This is a genomic window from Bradyrhizobium sp. I1.14.4 (assembly GCF_050435825.1).
Classification (GTDB): Bacteria; Pseudomonadota; Alphaproteobacteria; order Rhizobiales; family Xanthobacteraceae; genus Bradyrhizobium.
Genome location: NZ_JBNDLA010000010.1, coordinates 77032 through 98283 on the forward strand (window position 1 = coordinate 77032; position 21252 = coordinate 98283).

Genomic DNA, 21252 nt, shown 5'->3' on the forward strand with positions numbered 1-21252 from the left:
GATGGTGAGACTGGTCCGCGGTGACGTACCACTGACGTTACCGAGGTCTCGCTGATGTTTTCCTTCCCTTCCCATCGGCGACGCGCGCTTCTGCTCGCGTCGACGATGGTCGCGCCGGCAATCCTTGCCTCCGCTGCGTGGGCGCAGCAGTCGCCCGATCAATTGCCGGCCATCGAGGTCACCAAGCCGGGCGACCAGAACGTCACCCGCGCCAGGCCGGCCGCGGACGAAGCGCCGGCGCCACGCCGCCCGGCGCCGGGTACCACGCAGAGCAACAACTCGGGCAGTGGGAGCGGACCGGGCACGACAGGGACCGGCACGGCCACCGGGTCGGGTGGCACCGGTGGCGGCGGCCGCCAGTTTGCCGGCATCGTCGGATCCGCCTCGACCGTGATCACGGCCGACGACATCGCGCATTCGCCGGTGCAATCGCTGCCCGAGATTCTCGCACAGGTGCCGGGCGTCCAGCTGCAGTCGCTTTACGGGGGACCGAACGGCGCCAAGACCTCCGTCGATCTGCGCGGCTTCGGCGCGTTCGCCACTGACAATACGTTGTTCCTGCTCAACGGCCGCCGCCTCAACGACGTCGACAAGGCCGGCTTCGATCTCACCACGATCCCGCTCGATTCGATCGCGCGCATCGAGATCACGCGCGGCAACAGCGGCGCGGTGCTCTACGGCGACAACGCGGTGGGCGGCGTGGTCAATATCGTCACCAAGACCGGCGCCGGCGGTCCGCCGGCGACGATGAGAGCCGAGGCCGGATATGGCTCGTTCAACACCCGCATGGCCGCCGTCTCCGCCGCGCTCAATTCGGGGCCATGGTCCACCTCGTTCTACGGCAACGGCATCAAGTCCGACGGCTACCGCGTCAACAACGCGCTCGACCAGCGCAATGCCGTCGGCAACATCAACTACACCACGCCCGATTTCACCGCCTTCCTGACTGTCACCGGCAGCGACCAGAAGCTCGGCCTGCCCGGCGGGCGGCTGGTCGATCCGTCGATCGGCGTCAACGAGCTGCTCACCGATCGCCGAGGTGCCGCCACGCCGTTCGACTACGCCAACCAGCAGACCGCCAGCGTCACCGCCGGCTTCACCAGGACGCTGATGAACGGCGTCGACTTCATCATCGACGGCGGCTGGCGGCAGCGCGACACCCAGAGCGGCTTTTTCGGCACGGTGCCGACCATCAGCTTCGCGTCGACTTACAACGATGCCGCGCTGGAGACCTGGTCGCTCACGCCGCGTCTCAGCGTCAAGAATTTGATGCTGGGGATGCCGTCCACGGTCCTGACCGGCATCGACTATTACGATTCGACGTTCCGCGAGGCGCGCGGCGCCTATCAGGGCGTGGACCCGTTCCACATCTACAACATCGAGCAGCAGACCGTAGCCGGCTACTGGCAGCACACAATCGGCCTGTTGCCGACGACCGACTTCTCCTACGGTGCACGCGTCCAGAACACGAGCGTCTCGGCACGTGATCGCTACGATCCGAATGCGCCCTTTGCCTTCGACACGCAGGCAGCGCCGCTCGACAGCAACGAGACGCAGTACGCATTGCATGTCGGTGCCGAGCATCGCTTGACCGACACCTTCTCGGTGTTCGGCCGCGCGGCGCGTGCATTCCGCACGCCAGATGTCGACGAGCGCGTGGCGTCGGGTCCGTCATTCGACCCGCTGACTTTCGCCCCGATCCCGCAGAACTTCCAGTTCAAAACCCAGACCTCGCAGGACGTCGAGGGCGGCTTCCGGGTCAAGACCGACCTGTTTCAGGTCCAGACCAGCGTCTATCTGATGGATCTTGAGAACGAGATCCATTTCAACCCGGTGCTGTTCTACAACGTCAACCTCGACCCGACCCGCCGCTACGGCTCCGAGACCAGCGCCTCGCTCAAGGTCAGCGACAGCGTGACCCTGCGCGGCGGCATGGCGATCACCCGCGCGGTTTTCCGTGAGGGCATGTGGGCCGGCAACGACGTGCCGCTGGTGTCCCGCTACACCGGCAATCTCGGCGTGACCTGGAATATCTGGCAAAACTACCTGGTGTTCGACGCCACGCTGCGGGCCTGGAGCTCGCGCATCATGGACAACGACCAGGCCAACACCCAGAGCCGGATCCCCGGCAACGCCACCGCCGATATCAAGCTGAGCGGGCAGGTTGACCGCTTCTTCTGGTCACTTGGCGTCAACAACCTGTTCAACGCGCTGTACTACGACTATGCGATCGCGAGCTCGTTCACGGATGGCCGCTTCTCGGCCTATCCGCTGCCCGGCCGCACCTACATGGTGAAGGCCGGCGCGACGTTTTGAGCTTTTCCGGCGCGGCAGGGGTGATCTCGCCGCGTCTCCTCTCACATTACATGCGCCCGCAATTGGGGTAGACTTCCGGCAATTGATTTGACCCGCGCAGGGGAAACGCATGGCCAAGGCCAGAAAGAAGAGCAAGGGCGGTGCCAGGATCAACGACAAGGCCGACCAAAAGTTGAAGGCGCCTCCACCGCCCGCACCGCCGCAGGACGACGAGTATGAGGATGGTGACATCGCCACGCCGAAGCTCGACCGCTACGGAAATGACGACGAGCCGTTGTGAGGGATGAGCGATGTCCATCCCCACGTCGTCCCGGCGAAAGCCGGGACCGATAACCACAGGGTCGGGTTGTTGAAGCGCGATGTGGCTCCAGCGATGGCGACAATCACCTTCGGTGGTTATGGGTCCCGGGTCGCGCTTCGCTTGCCCGGGACGACGCGGATGGAGTTACTCGAAATCCTCGCTCTCGATCTTCCTGATGCTGCAGCGATCGAGCAGATGCGCACCAAAGCCGCCGCGCGCCAGCGATGATGCGATCGGCGGCGATGCAAGCAGCAGCGCCGTGGTCATCGCCAGCGGCACGGCGCTGAGCCAATCGAGCCGCACCGGCGTCAACTCCTCGCTGCTTCCCCGATAAAGGCCTTCACCCGCGGCAATGCGGCCGCATTCGCGGATCAAATCGCGCCGCGTGCCGTCCCGCGATGCGCTGCCGAGCAGCGCCTGCATCGCCAGATGCGTCCGCACCCCGGCGCGGCCCTCGGACAGCGGCGCCGGCGTTTCACCGAGCGAGACCCGCAGCAGGAGGTCGACGAGATCCGTGCCGGCGCGATACGCGTTGACAGGCTCGACCAGCCGCGGATTGCAGTCGATCAGCAGCGGCGTCGCGCTGTCGAGCGGCATGATGACGTCGACCGAGAGCGCGCCGTGCCAGCCGAGATGCGCGCCGATGGTCTCGAGGCAGGCGCGAATCGCCGGCCGGCTCACGCTCTCCTTGATCGCCTCGCCGCCGCCGACGCCGGCCGCGATCTGCCGGTAGGCGTGGAAGCCGGTGAGCGTGCCGCGGCAGAACACCGACTGGGCCTTCTCGACCGTGCCGGTGATGAGATCCTGCGCCAGCACCTCGCCGGCAAAATCGCCGGAGGATTCGAGATCGTAAAGCGCGCGATTGAGATCGCCGGCATCGCGCACGAACCAGATGCCGCGGCTGGCGGTGCCGACCGATGTCTTGACCACGGACGGAAACCGCACCGCCTCGCGCAATTCGTCGACTGAGCTCACGATCCGGGTCGGCGGTTGCGGCAGGCCGAGCTGGTCGAGCAGACGGCTGAAGCCGGCCTTGCTGTGCACGGCGCGATAGCCAGCGAAGTCCGGCAGCGCGAGACCGGTACGTGACATCAGCCGCTCCGCGGCGCGGGCGAACAGAAAGCCCTGTTCATGGGTCGGCAGCAGCACATCGAAATGCTGCGACGCCAGCAGGCGCTCGACGAAGCGCAGGAAGCCGGCCGGATCGGTGCGCAGAGGTGGACAATGGTGATATTTGCGGACAAAGCGGGAGTAACGGGCCAGGCACCAGCGCGAGGGATCGCAGACTTCGACGTGATGGCCGGCCAGCCCCAGGATCGTGATCGCCTCGCGGCCGGAGGTGCTGGAGCCCTCCGACACCAGCACGCGGAGCGGATTTTTGGCGTCGATCATGTCCGATCATCACCGCACCGCCGCACTTTGTCGCCGCATTTAATGCCGCATGTGTCGATCCGGCACGCCCGCGCCGGGGGCAGCCATGCGCCTGCGTTCATGGACAATTAGCGGCCAACCTCTATTTTCACGTCGCCCTGCCGGGCATGTTTTTGGCGCGTTTTCTTCACGCGAACCGGTACCTACTTCGCTCGAAAACGCTATGAAACTGGGGTTTCAACGACATGGTCGACATTTTGGCCGCACCGCAGCAAGCGAAAGCCGACAGCGCGCTGCGCACGCTGACCGGGATTTCGGTCGCGCATTGGGTCAGCCATTTCCATATCTTCGTGCTGCCGATGCTGTTCCCGTTCCTGAAACAGCAACTCGGCGTCGGCTATGTCGAGCTCGGCCTGGCGCTGACGGTGTTCGCGGTGGTCTCCGGCCTGACCCAGGCGCCGATCGGCTATCTCGCCGACCATATCGGTGCGCGCAAGATCCTCTTGATCGGACTCACGGTCGGCGGCTGCGCGCTGATCGGGCTCGGCCTGCATCTCAGCTATACCTCGCTGATCGTCTGCGCCGTGCTGCTCGGCCTCGCCAACAGCGTCTATCATCCGGCTGACTACGCGATCCTCTCGGCCCATATGGACGAGGCGCGGATGGGCCGCGCCTTCTCGATCCACACCTTTGCCGGCTTCCTCGGCGGCGCGGTAGCGCCTGCGATCATGGCAGCGCTGGTCGCCTCGATCGGCGGCCTCAATGCGCTGATCGTCGCCGGCGCAGTGGGACCGCTGGTGGCGCTGTTCCTGATCGTGCTTGGCATTCCCGATGCCGGCGCCAACAAGAACAAAACAAGGGACGAGGCGGCGCCGAAGGCGAGCGTGATCACGCCGGCGCTGATGGTGCTGACGGCCTTCTTCACACTGCTCAGCCTGTCGACCTCGGGCATCAACAATTTCGGCGTGGTCGCGCTGATGGGCGGCTATGGCGCGTCGTTCTCGACGGCCAACATCGCACTGACCGCGTTCCTCGGCGCCAGCGCGGCCGGCGTGCTCGCCGGCGGCTATCTCGCCGACTGGACCCACCGCCACAGCCAGCTCGCCGCGGCCTGCTTCGCGGTCAATGCCGTGCTGGTGCTGCTGATTGCGCTGGCGAACCTGCCGCCGGTGGCGCTCACGCTCGCGATGGGGCTCGCCGGATTCCTCGGCGGCGTGATCGCGCCCTCGCGCGACATGATGGTGCGCAACGCCGCGCCTCCCGGTGCCGCCGGCCGCGCCTTCGGCATCGTCTCCACCGGCTTCAACTTCGGCGGCATCGTCAGCCCGCTGCTGTTCGGCTGGATCATGGACCAACACATGCCGCATTGGGTGTTCGGCGCCTCGGTGGTCTTCATGGTGCTGACCGTGCTGCTCGCGCTGGTCACCGAGCGCAAGCCCGCGCAAGTTCCCGCGGCTGCATAGACGCAAAGCGCGTTTCTCCACGCGAAACACGAGACGGACGCATTCCAGAACGTCATCCGCGGTGGTTGACAGCATCAAGGGCTCACCCATGATGCCGCCTAACCAAGAACAGCCTCGGGATGAAATGCCATGACCTCGACCCCAGACCTCGTGATCCGCGGCGGCACCATCGCCGACGGCAAGGGCGGCGACCTCTATGAGGCCGATGTCGCGATCTCGGGCGGCAAGATCACCGAAGTCGGCAAGGTCTCTCCAAAAGGCAAGGAAGAGATCGACGCGCGCGGCAAGCTGGTGGCGCCGGGCTTCGTCGACGTCCACACCCATTACGACGGCCAGGTGACCTGGAGCCAGGACATCACCCCGTCGTCGCAGAACGGCGTTACCACCGCGATCATGGGCAATTGCGGCGTCGGCTTCGCGCCGTGCCGGCCAAGCGATCATGGCAGGCTGATCCAGCTGATGGAAGGCGTCGAGGACATTCCGGAGCCGGTGCTGAGCGCCGGCATTCCCTGGGCCTGGGAGAGCTTCCCCGATTACATGGAGTGGCTGTCGAAGCGCAGCTTCGACATGGATATCGGCGCGCAGCTGCCGCACGCAGCGCTGCGCGTCTATGTGATGGGCGAGCGCGGCGCGCGCCGCGATCCCGCAACGGCGGAGGACAACAAGGCAATGGCGGCGCTCGCCGGAGACGCCGTGCGTGCGGGCGCACTGGGCTTCTCGACCTCGCGCACGCTCAATCACCGCACCTCGACCGGCGACTACACACCGACGCTGAAAGCGGGCGAAGACGAGTTGACCGCGATCGCCGGCGCGATGCACGGCGTCGGCCGCAGCGTGCTGCAATTCGTGCTCGACCAGAGCACCGTCCACGAAGACCTGCCGATGATGCTGCGGGTCGCTGAAAACACAAGGTGCCCGATCTCGTTTTCCGTCGCCCAGGCCGACAAGGCGCCGCGGCGCTGGCGGCAGACCATGGACACCATCAATGAGGCCGCCGCCCGCGGCCTGTCGATCACGACCCAGATCGCCGCGCGCCCGGTCGGGTTGCTGCTCGGCCTGGAATTGTCGCGCAACCCGTTCCAGACCCATCCGAGCTATCGCGAAATCGCCAAACTTCCGCTGGCCGAGCGGCTCACGCATCTGCGCCGGCCGGAGGTGCGCGCGGCGATCCTGAGCGAAACCACGACGGCGACCGACGATCCGCTGTTCTTCCGGCCGAACTACGACAAGATGTATCTGCTGGGCAATCCGCCGGACTACGAACAGCCGCCGGAGAACGCGCTCGGCCCGCAGGCGCGCCGCCAGGGCCGGCAGCCTGAAGAGCTCGCCTATGAGGCGATGCTGACCGACGAGGGCCGCGGCATGCTCTATGTGCCGTTCCTGAACTATGCCGACGGCAATCTCGATGCCGTGCACGAGATGCTGCGCGAGCCCAGCGCCGTGCCTGGTCTTTCCGACGGCGGCGCACATTGCGGCATCATCTGCGATGCCAGCTTCCCGACCTATCTGCTGACGCACTGGACGCGTGACCGCAGCCGCGGCGAGAAGCTTTCGATCCCGTTCGTGATCGCGGCGCAGTCGCGCAAGACCGCGCTGTCGGTCGGGCTCACTGATCGCGGCGTGATCGCGCCGGGCTTCAAGGCCGACGTCAACGTGATCGATTATGACCGGCTGCACCTGCATCCGCCAAAGGTGCATTACGATCTGCCGGTCGGCGGCCGGCGCCTGCTGCAGCAGGTCGACGGCTACGACGCCACCATCGTCTCCGGCGTGGTGACCCAGCGGGAGGGCAAGGCCACCGGCGCCCGGCCCGGCAGGCTCGTCCGCGGCGCGCAGAGATTGAATTGAAGTAAAGCCGTCGCAGCAAACTCCCGTCTCTCCCACAAGGGGAGAGGCGAAGTGGAGCGAGTTGCTGGAGCTGCGCCGCTTACGTCGGCGACATCGCGCCTTTGATCGCGGCCGTGGGTTGCGTCGTGCCCGTTAGCCGCGCGCGCTCGGTGTTCGGCCACAGCAGCAGCAATCCCAGCAGGCCGGAACCGGCCATGATCGCGGCGTTGATGGTGAAACCGGTCATGTAGCCGGCCATCGGCGTGGCGGCGTGCTGGATCACATTGCCCATCACCATCGGCGCCAGGATGCCAGAGATGGTGTACAACGCGCCGTAGATCGCGATGATCGCGCCGCGCTGCGACACCGGCGTGAACTCGCCGAGCATCGGCGGGCACACCACGTAGATCGAACCACACAGGCCGGAGCCGATCACAAGCAGCGCGATCATCAGTGCGCCCGGCGGCGCATACGGCAGCGTCGCGAGAATACAGCCGCCGACGATCAGCGGCACCGAGCCGAGCACGCCGCGCGCGCCGCGGGTAGTGAAGCCGCGCGTCAGCATCAGCTGGGAAATCCAGCCGGTGAGAATGACAATCGTCGCGCCGAAGATCCAGGGCAGGATCGAAACGAAGCCGGCCTGCTGCTGCGAGAAGCCGAGCCCCTCGATGATGAAGGACGTGAACCAGGTCAGTCCCAGCGACAGCGCCCAATAGGCACCGAAGGTCGCAACCACGCAGCCGACGAAGGTGCGCGAGGTCAGGAGCTTCAGGTAAGGAATCCGCGGCTCGTCGGCCATGACGGCAGCCGTCGACACCAGCGGTCCTTCCTTGCCGAGCGCGAACCAGGCGACGGCCCACAGCAGGCCGACGATGCCGAGCGCGCCGAAGGCGTGATGCCAGCTGTGATTGACGATGATCCAGTTCAGCGCGGGCACCGCGAGGATCACGCCGAACGCAGAGCCCTGCGACAGGATCGCGGTCGGCAGCGTGCGCTTCTCGTCCGGAAACCATTTGTAGATGGCGTGCGCGGCGACCGAGAAGGCCGGCCCCTCGCCGGCACCGAGGATGATGCGGCAGATCACCAGCGTCGCGTAGCTGACGGTGCCGATCATCGGGAATTGCGCCAGCGACCACGCCACCGCCAGGATCAGCAGCACCCAGCGCGTATCAACGCGGTTGACGATGAACCCGACCACGATTGCCGAGATCGAGAATAGCAGGAAGAAGGCCGAACCGAGATCGCCGAACTGCTCCGGCGTGAGACCCATTTCCTTCCTGATCGGCACGCCGGCAAGCCCGACCACGATCTTGTCCGCAAAGTTCACCACCATGAACAGGAACAGAAGGCAGGTGATCTGCCAGGCGCCTTTGGGCGTCCCCATTGACATTGCCTTGGGCGTCGGTTGCGTCGTCATGTCTGGCTCCCCGTCGTTTCGTTTTTGGCTTCGTAAAATCGGCCCCAATTGGCGATGCTAGCCACGCCTCGCCGCGCAACGCAACAACGCATTTTCCCGGGGTCACACGCCCCGGCGCGCCGCTGACGGTCCGATCACGATCGCGTCGTCACGCCCGTGAAGCGGTGATCTGTCATGTCCCCCCTGCTATGTTCGGGGCCAACGAAAAGCCCGGGGTTATTTCATGAACAAATCGATCCTACGCGCGGCCGCCTGCGTTGCACTCGTGTCCGCCGCGCTGCTCGCCGTGCCCCAAGTCCGCGCACAAGATGCGGCAAGCCCCGACTACGCCGCGATCGTTGCCGCACCCGATCGCAGCGACGCGGATCGCCAGGTCGACCAGCGCCGCCAGCCGGCCAAGATGCTCGCCTTTGCCGGCGTCAAGCCGGGCATGACCGTCCTCGACATGGCGGCGAGCGCCGGCTACAGCACCGAATTGCTGGCGCGCACCGTCGCCCCGTCGGGCAAGGTCTACGCGCAGGACTCGGCCACCGTGCTCGAGCGGTTCGTCAAGGACAAGTTCGACACCCGCGCGAAGGCGCCCGCGATGCAGAACGTGGTCCATGTGGTGCGCGACTATGACGACCCGATCCCGCCCGAGCTCAACAACCTCGACATGATCACCTTCTTCTTTTTCTATCACGACATCAGCTATCTGCCGGTCGATCGCGCCGCGATGAACAAGAAGATGTTCGCCGCGCTGAAGCCGGGCGGCTTCCTTGTCATCGCGGACCACTCGGCCAAGCCGGGCCAAGGCACAAGCGTCGCCAAGACGCTGCACCGGATTGAGGAGAGCACCCTTAAGCAGGAGATCGAGGCGGCCGGCTTCAGGCTGGTCGCCGAGGGTGATTTCCTGCATCATGCGGAAGACCCCAAGGACATTCCCGTCTTCAAGGCGCCGGTGCCGATCGACGAGTTCGTCCTGAAATACCAGAAGCCTTGAATGAGGCACGGCCATCGCTTCACCTGACCAGACCGCCGCGGTGCTTCGCGTCACCGGCCTGACCAAGAGTTACCGCGCTGCCGGTGAAGACGTCGCGGTGCTGCGCGGCGTCGACCTCGCTGTCACAACCGGCGAGAGTGTCGCGCTGACGGGCGAATCCGGCAGCGGCAAGAGCACGCTGCTGCACCTGATCGCTGGACTCGACGCCGCCGACAGCGGCGAGATCAGGCTCGCCGATATCGTCGTCTCCGGATTCAACGATGCCGGCCGCGCCGAGCTGCGTCGCGACCGGCTCGGCCTCGTGTTCCAGCAGTTCAACCTGATCCCGAGCCTGACGGTTGCGGACAATCTCGTGTTCCAGTCGCGCATCGCCGGCCGCCACGACGCCGGCTGGCATGACGAGCTGGTCGAGCGCCTCGGACTGAAAAACCTGCTGAAGCGTTATCCCGAGCAATTGTCCGGCGGCCAGCAGCAGCGCGTCGCGATCGGCCGGGCGTTGGCGCCGAAGCCGCTGTTGCTGCTCGCTGACGAGCCGACCGGCAATCTCGATGAGGACACTGCCGACGAGGTGCTGGCACTGGCGCGAGATCTGGTAAGGCGCACCGGCTGCGGCTTCCTGATGGTCACCCACAGCGTCCGGCTCGCCGCGACGCTCGACCGCCGGGTCACCCTGCATGCCGGGGTGGTAGCGTGATCAGAGCGTCTTCGAGCGAGGTGGGTAACGGAAAAGGCTCCCGGGCGGTCTGGATCCTCGCCGTGCTGCTCAGCCATTGGCGGCGGCATCCGATGCAGCTTGCAACGCTGCTGATCGGGCTGATCTCGGCAACCGCGCTGTGGAGCGGCGTGCAGGCGTTGAACCAGCAGGCCCGCATCGCCTATGACCGTGCCGCCGCAACCTTCGGCGGCTCGCGCACCGCTGTCCTGGTGAGCCCCGACAGCGCGACCTTCCCGCAAAGACTCTTCGTAGACCTGCGCCGCGCCGGCTGGCCGGTGTCGCCGATGCTGGAGGGCCGCGTCCAGATCGACGGGCGCAGCTTCCGCCTGCTCGGTGTCGAGCCGGTGACGCTGCCGTCCGAGGTCGGCAACGCGCCGGCGGTCGGCCGCGGCAGCCTGCAATCCTTCGTCACGCCGCCGGGCGAAATGTTGGTGGCGGGCGAAACGCTGCACGATCCCGGGCTCAAGGAAGGCGACCGGCCGCAGGCCAACGGCATCAGCTTGCCACCGCTGCGCGTGCAGGCCGAGCTCGCGCCCGGCGCGCTGGTCGTCGACATCGGCATCGCGCAGGACATCCTGAAGATGCCCGGCCAGCTCTCGCGTCTGCTGATCGGCAAGTCGAGCGCGCCGCGCGCGGCCTTGGAGAACGTCGTCGGCGACAAGCTGCGGCTGGTCGAGCCGAGCGCCGAGAGCGATCTCGAACGCCTGACCGACAGTTTCCATCTCAACCTCACCGCATTCGGCCTGCTGTCGTTCTTCGTCGGCCTGTTCATCGTCAACTCCGCGATCGGCCTCGCTTTCGAGCAGCGGCTGCCGATGCTGCGCACGCTGCGCGCCTGCGGCGTCTCGGCGCGGATGCTCAACACCGTGCTGGTGATCGAGCTGGTGTCGCTCGCACTGATCGCCGGTTTGATCGGCCTGGTCTGCGGCTACTTCATCGCGGCGGCCTTGCTGCCCGATGTCGCGGCCTCCCTGCGCGGGCTCTATGGCGCGCAGATTCCCGGACAGCTTTCGCTCAAACCCGTCTGGTGGTTCGCCGGCATCGCCATCAGCATCCTGGGTGCGCTCGCCGCCGCCGCGGCGAGCCTTGCCAAGGCGATCCGGATGCCGGTGCTGGCGACGGCGCAGCCGCAAGCCTGGCAGCAGGCGCAGCGCCGCTGGCTGATGTTCCAGAGCGCGGCAGCCGTCGCGGTGTTTGCGGTCGCCGCGGTTCTCATTCAGTTCGGCGATTCCCTGATCGCCGGCTTTGCCGTACTGGCCGCACTGATGCTCGGCGCGGCCTTGATCCTGCCGATGGTGCTGCAGATCGCGCTCGCATTCGGCCAGCGCAGCGCGCGAGAACCGGTCAGCATCTGGTTCTGGGCCGACAGCCGCCAGCAGCTCTCGGGCCTGTCGCTGGCGCTGATGGCGCTCTTGCTCGCGCTCGCGGTCAATGTCGGCGTCGGCACCATGGTGGAAAGTTTCAGCCGCACCTTCCTGGTCTGGCTCGACGGCCGCCTTGCCGCCGACGTCTATATCAGCGCCGCCAGCGACACGCAGGCAACGCAGATCAAGGCATGGCTGCGCGACCGGCCGGAGGTTCGGGCGATCCTGCCCGGCGGCCGCGCCGACACCCAGCTCGGCGGCGCGCCGATCGAGGTGCTCGGCCTGCCCGACCACGCCACCTATCGCGACAACTGGCCGTTGCTGGAAAGCACTGCGAATGCCTGGGTCAGGTTGCGTCCCGGCGATACCTGCCTTGTCAGCGAGCAGCTGTCGCGGCGGCTGAAGCTTGGCCTCGGCGATCATATCGAGGTGCCCGCCCCCGGCGGCAATTGGCCGCTCGAGATCGTCGGCATCTATGCCGATTACGGCAACCCCAAGGGCCAGATCGCGGTCAACTTCGCCGCGCTGACCCGGCGCTTCCCGCAGACGCCGCAGACCCGGCTCGGGCTCCGCGTCGCGCCCGATCACATCGCGCCGCTGATCACCGCGTTGCAGGAGAAGTTCGGCCTCGACGATCGCAACGTCGCCGACCAGGCGACGATGAAGCGGGAATCGAAACGGGTGTTCAACCGCACCTTCTCGGTAACCGCGGCGCTCAACGCCTTCACGCTCGGCGTCGCCGGCATCGCGCTGCTGACCAGCCTGCTGACCTTGGCCAATTCGCGGCTGCCGCAGCTTGCACCGCTGTGGGCGATCGGCCTGACGCGGCGCCGGCTCGCGGCGCTCGAACTGTTGAAGACCATGGCGGTTGCATTGATCACCGCGCTGTTCGCGCTGCCGCTCGGCCTTCTGGTCGCGTGGTGCCTGCTTGCGATCGTCAACGTCAAAGCGTTCGGCTGGCGGCTGCCATTCCACGTCTTCCCGCTGCAGCTGATCGAGCTGATCGCCGTCGCGATGGCCGCAGCACTCTGTGCCGCTGCGCTCCCGGTCGCTAGACTGGCCCGCATGCAGCCGGCCACCCTGATCCGGACCTTTGTCAATGAGCGCTAGCGGCACGATCACGCGTCGCGCCTTTGCCGGCGGTGCGCTGGCGCTCGCGCTCGGCGGCAAGAGTCTTGCGCAGGGCTTTGCCGGGCTCGGCGAGAGCGCCGAGGGATTTGCCGCCGTCACGCCGGGCAAGCCGTTCGCATTTCCCGTCGATCACGGCCCGCATCCGGAGTTCCGGATCGAATGGTGGTACGTGACGGCAAATCTGTCCGATGCCAGCGGCGCGGCCTTTGGCGCGCAATGGACGCTGTTTCGCCAGGCGATGAAGCCGGGCGGCCCTAGCGAGGGCTGGGCCAATCAGCAGGTCTGGATGGGCCACGCCGCGGTGACCAGCGCCACCACGCATCGCTTCAGCGAGACGTTTGCGCGCGGCGGTATCGGGCAGGCCGGTGTCGAGGCCACACCGTTGCGCGCCTGGATCGACGCCTGGGACATGCGCGGGCTGGATGCGTTCGACGCGCAGCGCGTCGCGCCGCTCGAGCTCAAGGCCTCGGCTGCCGACTTCAGCACGGCGCTCCGCCTCGATGCCGACCGCGCATTGGTGCTGCAGGGTGACCACGGCTACAGCCGCAAATCGGATCGCGCACAGGCCTCCTATTACTATAGCCAGCCATTCTACAAGGCGTCCGGCCGTATCGTGATCGGCGACAGACCGGTCGACGTCACGGGCATGGCGTGGATGGATCGCGAATGGAGCAGCCAGCCGCTGGCATCAGATCAGACCGGCTGGGACTGGTTCTCGCTGCACCTGCCCGGCGACGAGAAGCTGATGCTGTACCGCCTGCGCCAGAAGGACGGCCGCGAAAACCTGTTCGGCAACTGGATCACGCCGGACGGCCGCTCGGCCGAGATCGCCGCCCCCGGGAACAGCATCGCGCCGCTTGCGACCACCGAGATCGACGGCCGCAAGCTGCCGACGTCTTGGCGGGTCACCCTGCCCGCGCGCGGCCTTGCCATCGAAACCACGCCGCTCAATCCGAAGGCCTGGATGGGAACCAGCTTCCCCTATTGGGAAGGCCCGATCCGCTTTTCAGGCAGCCACGCCGGAATCGGCTATCTTGAGATGACCGGATACTAGAGCGGCCCAGTCAAAAAATTCCGCCTGTCACACCGGCCCCTGCCGCCCCGTCATGACATCGGGGCCAATGAAACAAGAGGACACGCCTGACATGTACCACTACACGGCCATCGTCACTTGCCTTGCGATCGCGTTCTATTTCTTTACGTCGACACAGGTCGCGCGCGCCCGGGTCGCCTACGGCGTCAAGCTTCCGGCGATCTCGGGCCATCCGGATTTCGAGCGCATCTTCCGCATCCAGATGAACACGCTGGAGTGGATGCCGATCTTCCTGCCGTCGCTCTGGCTGTTCGCGATCTATATCGGCGATGCCGCGGCCGCGACCGTCGGCGCGCTCTGGGTGATCGGCCGCATCGTCTACTTCATCGGCTATCGCGAGGCGGTGGCGAAACGCAGCCGAGGTTTTGCCATCCAGGCCGTGGCCTGCATCATCCTGTGGATCGGCGCGATCGGCGGCGCGGTGTGGCGGCTGGTGCACGGGTGACGCGACACATTCCACTGTCGTCCCGGCGAAAGCCGAGACCCATAACCACAGCAACCAGTTTTGCGAAGGCTGGGGCCGCAGCGCTGCACAACAACTGAAATCAGTGGTCATGGGTCCCTGCTTCCGCAGGGACGACGGTGATGTTGTGTCGCGAGCTGCGCAATACGTCAGCTTCGCGTCATTTGGTCAGCGGGCAGCCGCTGTCCTTGGCGCTGAAGAACGCCTTGTCGCCGGGCACCACCGCGAGCTGCTTGTAATAGTCCCATGGCTTCTTCGACTCCGAGGGCTTCTTGACCTCGAACAGATAGAGGTCGTGCACCATGCGGCCGTTGGCGAGCACCTTGCCCTTGGCGAAGGCGTCATCGACCGGGAGCTCCTTCAGCTTCGCGGCGACCGCCTCGCTATCCTTGGTGCCGGCGGCCTTCACCGCCTTCAGGTAGCTCAGCGTCGCCGAATAGGTACCGGCATGGATCATGCTCGGCATGTGGCTGGTGCGCTTGATGAAGCGTTCGCTGAATGCACGCGAGGCATCGTCGTGATCCCAATAGAAGCCCTCGGTGAGCACCAGGCCCTGAGCCGCCTCGAGCCCAAGACCGTGCACCTCCGACAGAGTCATCAGCAGGCCGGCAAGCTTCTGGCCGCCGCGCACGATACCGAACTCGGCTGCCTGCTTGATCGAGTTGGTGGTATCGAGTCCGGCATTGGCGAGCCCGATGATCTTCGCCTTCGAGCTCTGCGCCTGCAGCAGGAAGGACGAGAAGTCCGACGAGTTGAGGGGCACGCGGACCGATCCGACCACCTTGCCGCCCTTCGAGGCGACGATGTCGCTGGTGTCCTTTTCCAGCGCATAGCCGAAGGCGTAGTCGGCGGTCAGGAAGAACCAGGTGTTGCCGCCCGCTTCGGTCAGCGCGCCGCCAGTGCCGACCGCGAGCGCGCGGGTGTCGTAGGCCCAGTGAAAGCTGTAGGGCGTGCAGGCATCGCCTGAAATGCGCGAGGTCGCCGCGCCGACCACGATGTCGATCTTCTTCTTTTCCTTTGACAGCTCCTGCACAGCGAGCGCGACCGACGAGGTGGTGAGCTCGGTGATCATGTCGACGTTCTCGACCTCGTACCAGCGTCGCGCAATCGCGGTCGCAAGGTCCGGCTTGTTCTGATGGTCGGCGGTGACGATCTCGATCTTCTGTCCCAGCACCTCGCCGCCGAAATCCTCGACCGCCATCCGCGCAGCTTCGAGCGAATATTTGCCGCCGTAATCGGCATAGACGCCGGACTGATCGTTCAGGATACCGATCTTGACGCCCTGGGCCGACGCCGGCACTGCCAGCATCAGGCTGCAAGCCGCGACCGCGGCCAAAAATCCCGACTTCATTTTTGTGCTCTCCCAGTAACTTCTATCAGGAAAAATCGGCGCGACATTATTTTATAACCCTGCGGCTGCCCATCGATTTCCGATAAGCCAATAGTATGGGCTCGTGGTAGCCGCATAGTTTTTGACCCGTCAGCCTGAGGTGCGAGCCTTGCGGCGCAATTGCGCCGCTGGGCGAGCCTCGAAGGGCGAACGGCCACCAGCCAGGCCTTGCATCCTTCGAGACGCGCATTCCGCGCTTCTCAGGATGACGGGCCAGTACCGCGTCTCCTTCGCGCAGCTGCTCCAGGCGCCTCACCCCGCCACGGTCGCCGCAGGCGTGGCCGGCTTGCCCTCGTTCTTTCCTTCCGCGAGGTTGCGCACCACCATGTAGAAGATCGGCGTGAAGACCAGGCCGAACAGGGTGACGCCGAGCATGCCGAAGAACACGGCGACACCGACCGCCTGCCGCATCTCCGAGCCGGAGCCGGTCGACACCACCAGCGGCAGCACGCCGAGGATGAAGGCGAACGATGTCATCAGGATCGGCCGCAGGCGGAGCCGGCAGGCCTCGATCACCGCCTCCAGCCGCGGCTTGCCCTCGAGCTCGATATCGCGCGCGAACTCGACGATCAGGATCGCGTTCTTGGCGGCCAATCCCACCAGCACCACGAAGCCGATCTGGGTCAGGATGTTGACGTCCTGGCCCATGATACGCACGCCGATCGTGGCCGCGAACAGGCACATCGGCACGATCAGGATTACTGCGAACGGCAATGTCCAGCTGCCATACTGCGCGGCCAGCACCAGATAGACGAACAGCACGCAGATCGGGAACACGTAGAGGCCGGCATTGGCGCCGTTGACCTGCTGGTAGGACAGGTCGGTCCATTCGAACGAGAAGCCGCTGGGCAAGGTTTCATCGGCGAGCTTCTTGATGGTGTTGAGCGCCGTCGTCGAGCTTACCCCCGGTGCCGGCTCACCCTGCAATTCGGACGCCGAGTAGAGATTGTAGCGCGCGACCCGGTCGGGTCCCGAGATGTCCTTGAAGTCCACGATGCTGCCAAGCATCACCATGTCGCCGGCGGCGTTGCGGGTGCGCAACCGCGAGAGATCGGTGGTCTCTTTGCGGAACGGAAGATCGGCCTGCGCGGTGACGTGATAGGTGCGCCCGAACAGGTTGAAGTCGTTGACATAGGTCGAGCCGAAATAGGTCTCGATCGTGTCGGTGACATTGGCGATCGGAACGCCGAGCTTCTGCGCCTTCACGCGATCGATATCGACGAACAATTGCGGCGTGTTGGCCGAGAACGGCGAGAACACCGAGGTGAGCGACGGCGATTTGCGCGCGGCCAGCACCAGTTCGTCGGTCGCGGCCGCCAGCAGTTCGGGACCGCGCCCCTGCCGATCCTGGACGCGGATCGTGAAACCGCCACCGGTACCGATACCGGGCACGGCCGGCGGCGGAATGACGATGATGAAGGCGCCCTGGATCACCGCCAGGCGCTTGCGCAGTTCGGCGGTGATCGCGTTCGCCGTCAGCCCCTTCTTAAGCCGCGCCTCCGGCTCGTCGAACACCGGGAATAGCGCCGCGGCGTTGCCCTGCTGTGTGCGCGTCGCGCCGGAGAAGCCGGCGAACGCCGCGACGCGCACGATGCCCGGCGTATCCAGCGCAATCCGCTCGATCTCGCGCACCACCGCCGTAGTGCGCGCCAGCGACGCGGCGCCCGGCAGTTGCGCCGAGATGATGACGTAGCCGCGATCCTGCGCCGGAATGAAGCCTTGGGAGGTGGTCGCGAGCAGCCAGCCGGCGCTGCCGATCAGCGCGAGGTAGATCGCGAGCATCACCACCGTGTGCCGGATCACGAAGTCGGCCACCGCCGCATAGCCGTGGGCCAGCCGGTCGAACACCCGGTTGAACAGCGCGGTGAAACTGTTCCAGCCGCGCGCGATGATGTTCCAGCGCGCCGGCGGGCGCTTATCCTCGTGCGGCACCAGGATCTGCGAAGCCAGCGCCGGCGACAGCGTCAGCGAGCAGAAGCAGGAAATCGCGGTCGCGACCGCGATCGTCACGGCGAATTGCTGGAAGAACTGCCCGGAGATGCCGCCGAGGAAGGCGGTCGGCACGAACACCGCGCATAGCACCAGCGCAATCGAGACCAGCGCGCCGCCGACCTCCTCCATGGTCTTGAGCGCCGCATCGCGCCGGCTCATGCCGTGCTCAAGATGCCGCTCGACATTCTCGACCACCACGATGGCGTCGTCGACCACGATGCCGACCGCGAGGACGAGGCCGAACAGCGTCAGATTGTTGATCGAGAAGCCGAGCGCGGCCATCACCGCGAAGGTGCCGACCAGCGACACCGGGATCGCGATGATCGGAATGATCGCGGGCCGCCAGCCCTGCAGGAACACCAGCACCACGATGACGACAAGCGCCATCGCCTCGTAGATCGTCTTGATCAGCTCATGGACCGACTGGGCGATGAATTCGGTCGGGTTGTAGCCGATATTGTAGTCGAGCCCCTTCGGGAAACTCGCCTTCATCCGCTCCATCGTGTCGGAGATGCTCTTGGCGGTGGCGAGCGCATTCGATCCGGGCCGCTGCGTCACCAGCAGGGCGACCGCCGATTTGCGCAGCAGGAAGCTGTTGGTGGCGTAGGACAGCGCGCCGAGCTCGACGCGGGCGACGTCGTGCAGCCGCACGGTGCGACCGTCGGAACCGGCCTTCACCACGATGTCCTCGAACTGCCTGATGTCCTTGAGGCGGCCGGTGAAGACCAGATTCGGTTGGAAGGCGCGGTCGGCGATCGGCGGTTCCGCGATCTGTCCGCCCGCGATCTGCAGGTTCTGCGCCCGGATCGCGGCCAGCACCTCGCCCGAGGTCAGGCCGAGATTGGCGATCCTGTCGGGATCGAGCCACAGCCGCATCGAGTAATCGCGCGCGCCGAACATCTGGATGTCGCCGACGCCGTCGAGCCGCAGCAGCTGGTCGCGGACCTGCAGCAGCGCGTAGTTCGAGATATAGAGCTGGTCGAAACTGTCGTCGGGCGACAGCATGAACACGACCATCAGGATGTCGGGCGAGTTCTTGCGGGTGACGACGCCATTGCGCTGCACCTCTTCAGGCAACCGCGGCTGCGCGATCGCGACGCGGTTCTGGACCAGCACCTGGGCCTTGTCGAGGTCGGTGCCGAGCTTGAAAGTTGCGGTGATGGTGAGCTGGCCGTTCGAGGTCGCCTGGCTGTAGAGATACAGCATGTCCTCGACGCCGTTGATCTCCTGCTCGATCGGGGCGGCAACGGTGTCGGACACGGTCTGCGCCGAGGCGCCCGGATATTGCGTGGTGACGGTGACGGTCGGCGGCACCACCTGCGGATATTCCGAGACCGGCAGCGTCGGATAGGCGATCGCGCCGACAATCAGCAGCACGATCGACAGCACCATCGCGAGGATGGGCTGGTTGATGGAGAGCCTGCCGAGATTCATGGCTTCGCACCTGCCGCCGGCTTGGCATCGGCCGCGGGCTTGTCTCCTGCCGGAGCCTGCGCCATTTTCGGCGTCACCTTGGCGCCGACGCGGGCGCGCTGCAGCCCGTCGACGATCACATGGTCTTCCGCCTTCAGGCCCTCACGGATTACGCGCAGGCCCTCGTCGAGCGGGCCGAGCACAACAGCTCTCGCTTCCACCGTGTTGTCGTCCTTGACCACGAACACGATCTTGCGCGACTGATCGGTGGCGATAGCCGTGTCCGGGATCAGCAGCGCCTCGTAGGGCGAGGAGCCGATGATGCGGACGCGGCCGAACTGGCCGGGCAGGATCGAGAGATCATGGTTCGGAATCACCGCGCGGCTGCGCAGCGTCGCGGTGGAGACGTCGAGGCGGTTGTCGAGGAAGTCCATCTTGCCTTCATGTGAAGGCTTGGTTTCGCCGGTCAGCGTCACCTGCACCGGGTTCGCCGTGTCGCGCGAGCTCGGCCGCCGGCCCTCGAACCACAGCTTGCTGTTGCGTTGATAGGTCGCCTCGTCGATGTCGAAATAGATGTAGATCGGGTCGAGCGACACGATCGAGGTCAACAGCGTCGCACCGCCCTCGCTGCCCTGCACCAGATTGCCCGGAGTCACCAAATGCCGGCTGACACGGCCGGTGATCGGCGCCAGCACGTGGCTGAATTCGACGTTGAGCTGCGCGGCCTTCAGCGTGCCCTCGGCCTGGGTCTCGGCGGCGCGCGCTGCCTGCAACGCTTGGCGCCGCTGGTCGACGACCTGCTCGGAGACCGCGCTGGTCTGCACCAGGTTCAGCCCGCGCTCGAGATCGCGCTTGGCAAGTTCCCCCTTGGCGCGCGCATCAGCGAGCTGACCTTCGGCCTGCAGCACGACCGCCTCGAATGGTCGCGGGTCAATGGTATAGAGCAGATCGCCGGCGTGGACGATCGCACCATCCTTGAACTCGACACTGTTGACGAAGCCGCCGACACGGGCGCGGACCTGAACCTCCTCGATCGCCTCGAAGCGGCCGGTGAACTCGTCCCAGTCGGTGACCGTTCGCTTGACCGGCTGCGCGACCGTGACGGGCGGCGGCGGAGGCGCGGCCTGCGATTGCGCACTCTTGTCGCTGCAGCCGCCGAGCGTCAGCGCGGCCAATAGCCCGATCGGCGCGAGGCCGAGCCAGCACGCCCTGACGACTCCTTGGCGGCGAAGCGAGTGACGCCCGACGCCGGTCAGCGGAGCCACACGCCCTGTTCTGTCAATCGAACTCAATTCTCTCTCCCCCAAGACCACGAAAGCACGCCACCAATGCAGGGCTACGAAAGTCGCAATTGAAATTGCGGTGATTCTACGCAGATGAACCGCCGCGATGTCGCGGCGGCGGACGTCACAGATGTAGCCGCCCCCCAGTCTGTTCAAGATGGCCGCCGGATCAAGCAAATAGTTGCGTAGTCTGAAAGCCTTACGACGCGAACGCGAAGCCGTGACGACGAAAAGGGGCAGTTTGGCTGGCCTATCGGACGCGCGAGATCACAGACGGATCGTCCCGAATCAATCACAACGCGAGTTCGTTTCACAGATTCGTCACACGAACCCGATTCGGCTTTTGGCGCGGAAACCTCCTCAGCCCGCAGACGGCAAGGCCGGCCAGATTCTTATACTCTACCTCCCGCTGCATGGCAGAATCATAGTTAACGGCGCGGTTGTCACGCGGACACACATTGACACTCGGAAATATCGCCCATACGGTCATGGTTGCCAGAGAGTGAATTTTTCTGGCCGCCGCATTTTTCTCGAACATTCATTGTGTTTTGTCGCGGCGCGAGTGAGTGAAGGCGACTACGTAATGGCAAGCGCATTTGACCTTGCTGCTGTCACGACGCCGCGGACATCGCGGCTGTCTCGAATTGCGGACGACCCGGTGCGATCTCCGGTCGCTAGTAATCAACTTCAACGTGTGAACGGCTTCACACGTCATCGTCCCCAATAATTGT

The 21252-nt window shown here is 65.6% G+C and carries 14 protein-coding genes; 9 read left to right on the forward strand and 5 right to left on the reverse strand.

The annotated features are described in order from the left end of the window. Positions 1-105 precede the first annotated feature (105 nt). Entirely contained in the window at positions 106-2316 is a 2211-nt protein-coding gene (locus ABIB78_RS21190) for a TonB-dependent receptor (RefSeq protein WP_429028162.1), read from the forward strand. A gap of 109 nt (positions 2317-2425) precedes the next feature. Then, entirely contained in the window at positions 2426-2596 is a 171-nt protein-coding gene (locus tag ABIB78_RS21195; protein ID WP_429028165.1) for a hypothetical protein, read from the forward strand. 165 nt (positions 2597-2761) lie between these two features. Here ABIB78_RS21195 and ABIB78_RS21200 read toward each other — a convergent pair whose 3' ends face one another. Further along, entirely contained in the window at positions 2762-4009 is a 1248-nt protein-coding gene (locus ABIB78_RS21200; protein ID WP_429028167.1) for a hypothetical protein, read from the reverse strand. 224 nt (positions 4010-4233) lie between these two features. Here ABIB78_RS21200 and ABIB78_RS21205 point away from each other — a divergent pair, with 224 nt between their 5' ends. Both ABIB78_RS21205 and ABIB78_RS21210 read left to right on the forward strand, forming a co-directional pair. After that, positions 4234-5451 (forward strand): MFS transporter, encoded by a 1218-nt coding sequence (locus ABIB78_RS21205; protein ID WP_429028169.1) that lies wholly within the window; start codon positions 4234-4236, stop codon positions 5449-5451. A gap of 129 nt (positions 5452-5580) precedes the next feature. Further along, on the forward strand, positions 5581-7299 hold the full coding sequence (locus ABIB78_RS21210; RefSeq protein WP_429028171.1) for an N-acyl-D-amino-acid deacylase family protein: 1719 nt from the start codon (positions 5581-5583) through the stop codon (positions 7297-7299). A gap of 79 nt (positions 7300-7378) precedes the next feature. Here ABIB78_RS21210 and ABIB78_RS21215 read toward each other — a convergent pair whose 3' ends face one another. Beyond that, on the reverse strand, positions 7379-8695 hold the full coding sequence (locus ABIB78_RS21215) for an MFS transporter (RefSeq protein WP_429028173.1): 1317 nt from the start codon (positions 8693-8695) through the stop codon (positions 7379-7381). A gap of 223 nt (positions 8696-8918) precedes the next feature. Between ABIB78_RS21215 and ABIB78_RS21220 the strand changes: the two genes are divergently transcribed. The 5 genes from ABIB78_RS21220 (at position 8919) to ABIB78_RS21240 (ending at position 14425) form a co-directional block, all read left to right on the forward strand. Beyond that, positions 8919-9677, forward strand: a complete 759-nt coding sequence (locus ABIB78_RS21220) for a class I SAM-dependent methyltransferase (protein ID WP_429028175.1) — start codon at positions 8919-8921, stop codon at positions 9675-9677. A gap of 40 nt (positions 9678-9717) precedes the next feature. Then, positions 9718-10371: an ABC transporter ATP-binding protein gene (locus ABIB78_RS21225; protein WP_429028178.1), complete on the forward strand. Its 654-nt coding sequence runs from the start codon at positions 9718-9720 to the stop codon at positions 10369-10371. 92 nt (positions 10372-10463) lie between these two features. Further along, entirely contained in the window at positions 10464-12866 is a 2403-nt protein-coding gene (locus tag ABIB78_RS21230) for an FtsX-like permease family protein (RefSeq protein WP_429028512.1), read from the forward strand. Then, positions 12856-13941: a lipocalin-like domain-containing protein gene (locus ABIB78_RS21235; RefSeq protein ID WP_429028180.1), complete on the forward strand. Its 1086-nt coding sequence runs from the start codon at positions 12856-12858 to the stop codon at positions 13939-13941. The genes ABIB78_RS21230 and ABIB78_RS21235 overlap by 11 nt, the downstream gene beginning before the upstream one ends. Positions 13942-14032: 91 nt before the next feature. After that, positions 14033-14425, forward strand: a complete 393-nt coding sequence (locus ABIB78_RS21240; protein WP_429028181.1) for an MAPEG family protein — start codon at positions 14033-14035, stop codon at positions 14423-14425. A 178-nt stretch (positions 14426-14603) separates the two neighbouring features. Here ABIB78_RS21240 and ABIB78_RS21245 read toward each other — a convergent pair whose 3' ends face one another. From ABIB78_RS21245 to ABIB78_RS21255, 3 genes are all read right to left on the reverse strand, one after another. Beyond that, positions 14604-15794, reverse strand: coding sequence for an ABC transporter substrate-binding protein (locus ABIB78_RS21245; protein ID WP_429028183.1), 1191 nt, complete (start codon positions 15792-15794; stop codon positions 14604-14606). A 291-nt stretch (positions 15795-16085) separates the two neighbouring features. Next, positions 16086-19259, reverse strand: coding sequence for an efflux RND transporter permease subunit (locus ABIB78_RS21250; protein ID WP_429028185.1), 3174 nt, complete (start codon positions 19257-19259; stop codon positions 16086-16088). Then, positions 19256-20422 carry an efflux RND transporter periplasmic adaptor subunit gene (locus tag ABIB78_RS21255; RefSeq protein WP_429028514.1) on the reverse strand — a complete coding sequence of 389 codons (1167 nt, stop codon included), beginning with the start codon at positions 20420-20422 and terminating at the stop codon, positions 19256-19258. The genes ABIB78_RS21250 and ABIB78_RS21255 overlap by 4 nt, the downstream gene beginning before the upstream one ends. Between the last annotated feature and the right edge of the window lie 830 nt (positions 20423-21252).

Bases quoted from the DNA above. Each gene is read 5' to 3' on its own strand.
- ABIB78_RS21190 (WP_429028162.1), top strand. From the start codon at position 106: ATGGTCGCGCCGGCAATCCTTGCCTCCGCTGCGTGGGCGCAGCAGTCG.
- ABIB78_RS21215 (WP_429028173.1), bottom strand. From the start codon at position 8,695: ATGACGACGCAACCGACGCCCAAGGCAATGTCAATGGGGACGCCCAAA.
- ABIB78_RS21205 (WP_429028169.1), top strand. From the start codon at position 4,234: ATGGTCGACATTTTGGCCGCACCGCAGCAAGCGAAAGCCGACAGCGCG.
- ABIB78_RS21235 (WP_429028180.1), top strand. From the start codon at position 12,856: ATGAGCGCTAGCGGCACGATCACGCGTCGCGCCTTTGCCGGCGGTGCG.
- ABIB78_RS21200 (WP_429028167.1), bottom strand. From the start codon at position 4,009: ATGATCGACGCCAAAAATCCGCTCCGCGTGCTGGTGTCGGAGGGCTCC.
- ABIB78_RS21210 (WP_429028171.1), top strand. From the start codon at position 5,581: ATGACCTCGACCCCAGACCTCGTGATCCGCGGCGGCACCATCGCCGAC.
- ABIB78_RS21250 (WP_429028185.1), bottom strand. From the start codon at position 19,259: ATGAATCTCGGCAGGCTCTCCATCAACCAGCCCATCCTCGCGATGGTG.
- ABIB78_RS21240 (WP_429028181.1), top strand. From the start codon at position 14,033: ATGTACCACTACACGGCCATCGTCACTTGCCTTGCGATCGCGTTCTAT.
- ABIB78_RS21230 (WP_429028512.1), top strand. From the start codon at position 10,464: ATGCAGCTTGCAACGCTGCTGATCGGGCTGATCTCGGCAACCGCGCTG.
- ABIB78_RS21245 (WP_429028183.1), bottom strand. From the start codon at position 15,794: ATGAAGTCGGGATTTTTGGCCGCGGTCGCGGCTTGCAGCCTGATGCTG.
- ABIB78_RS21220 (WP_429028175.1), top strand. From the start codon at position 8,919: ATGAACAAATCGATCCTACGCGCGGCCGCCTGCGTTGCACTCGTGTCC.
- ABIB78_RS21195 (WP_429028165.1), top strand. From the start codon at position 2,426: ATGGCCAAGGCCAGAAAGAAGAGCAAGGGCGGTGCCAGGATCAACGAC.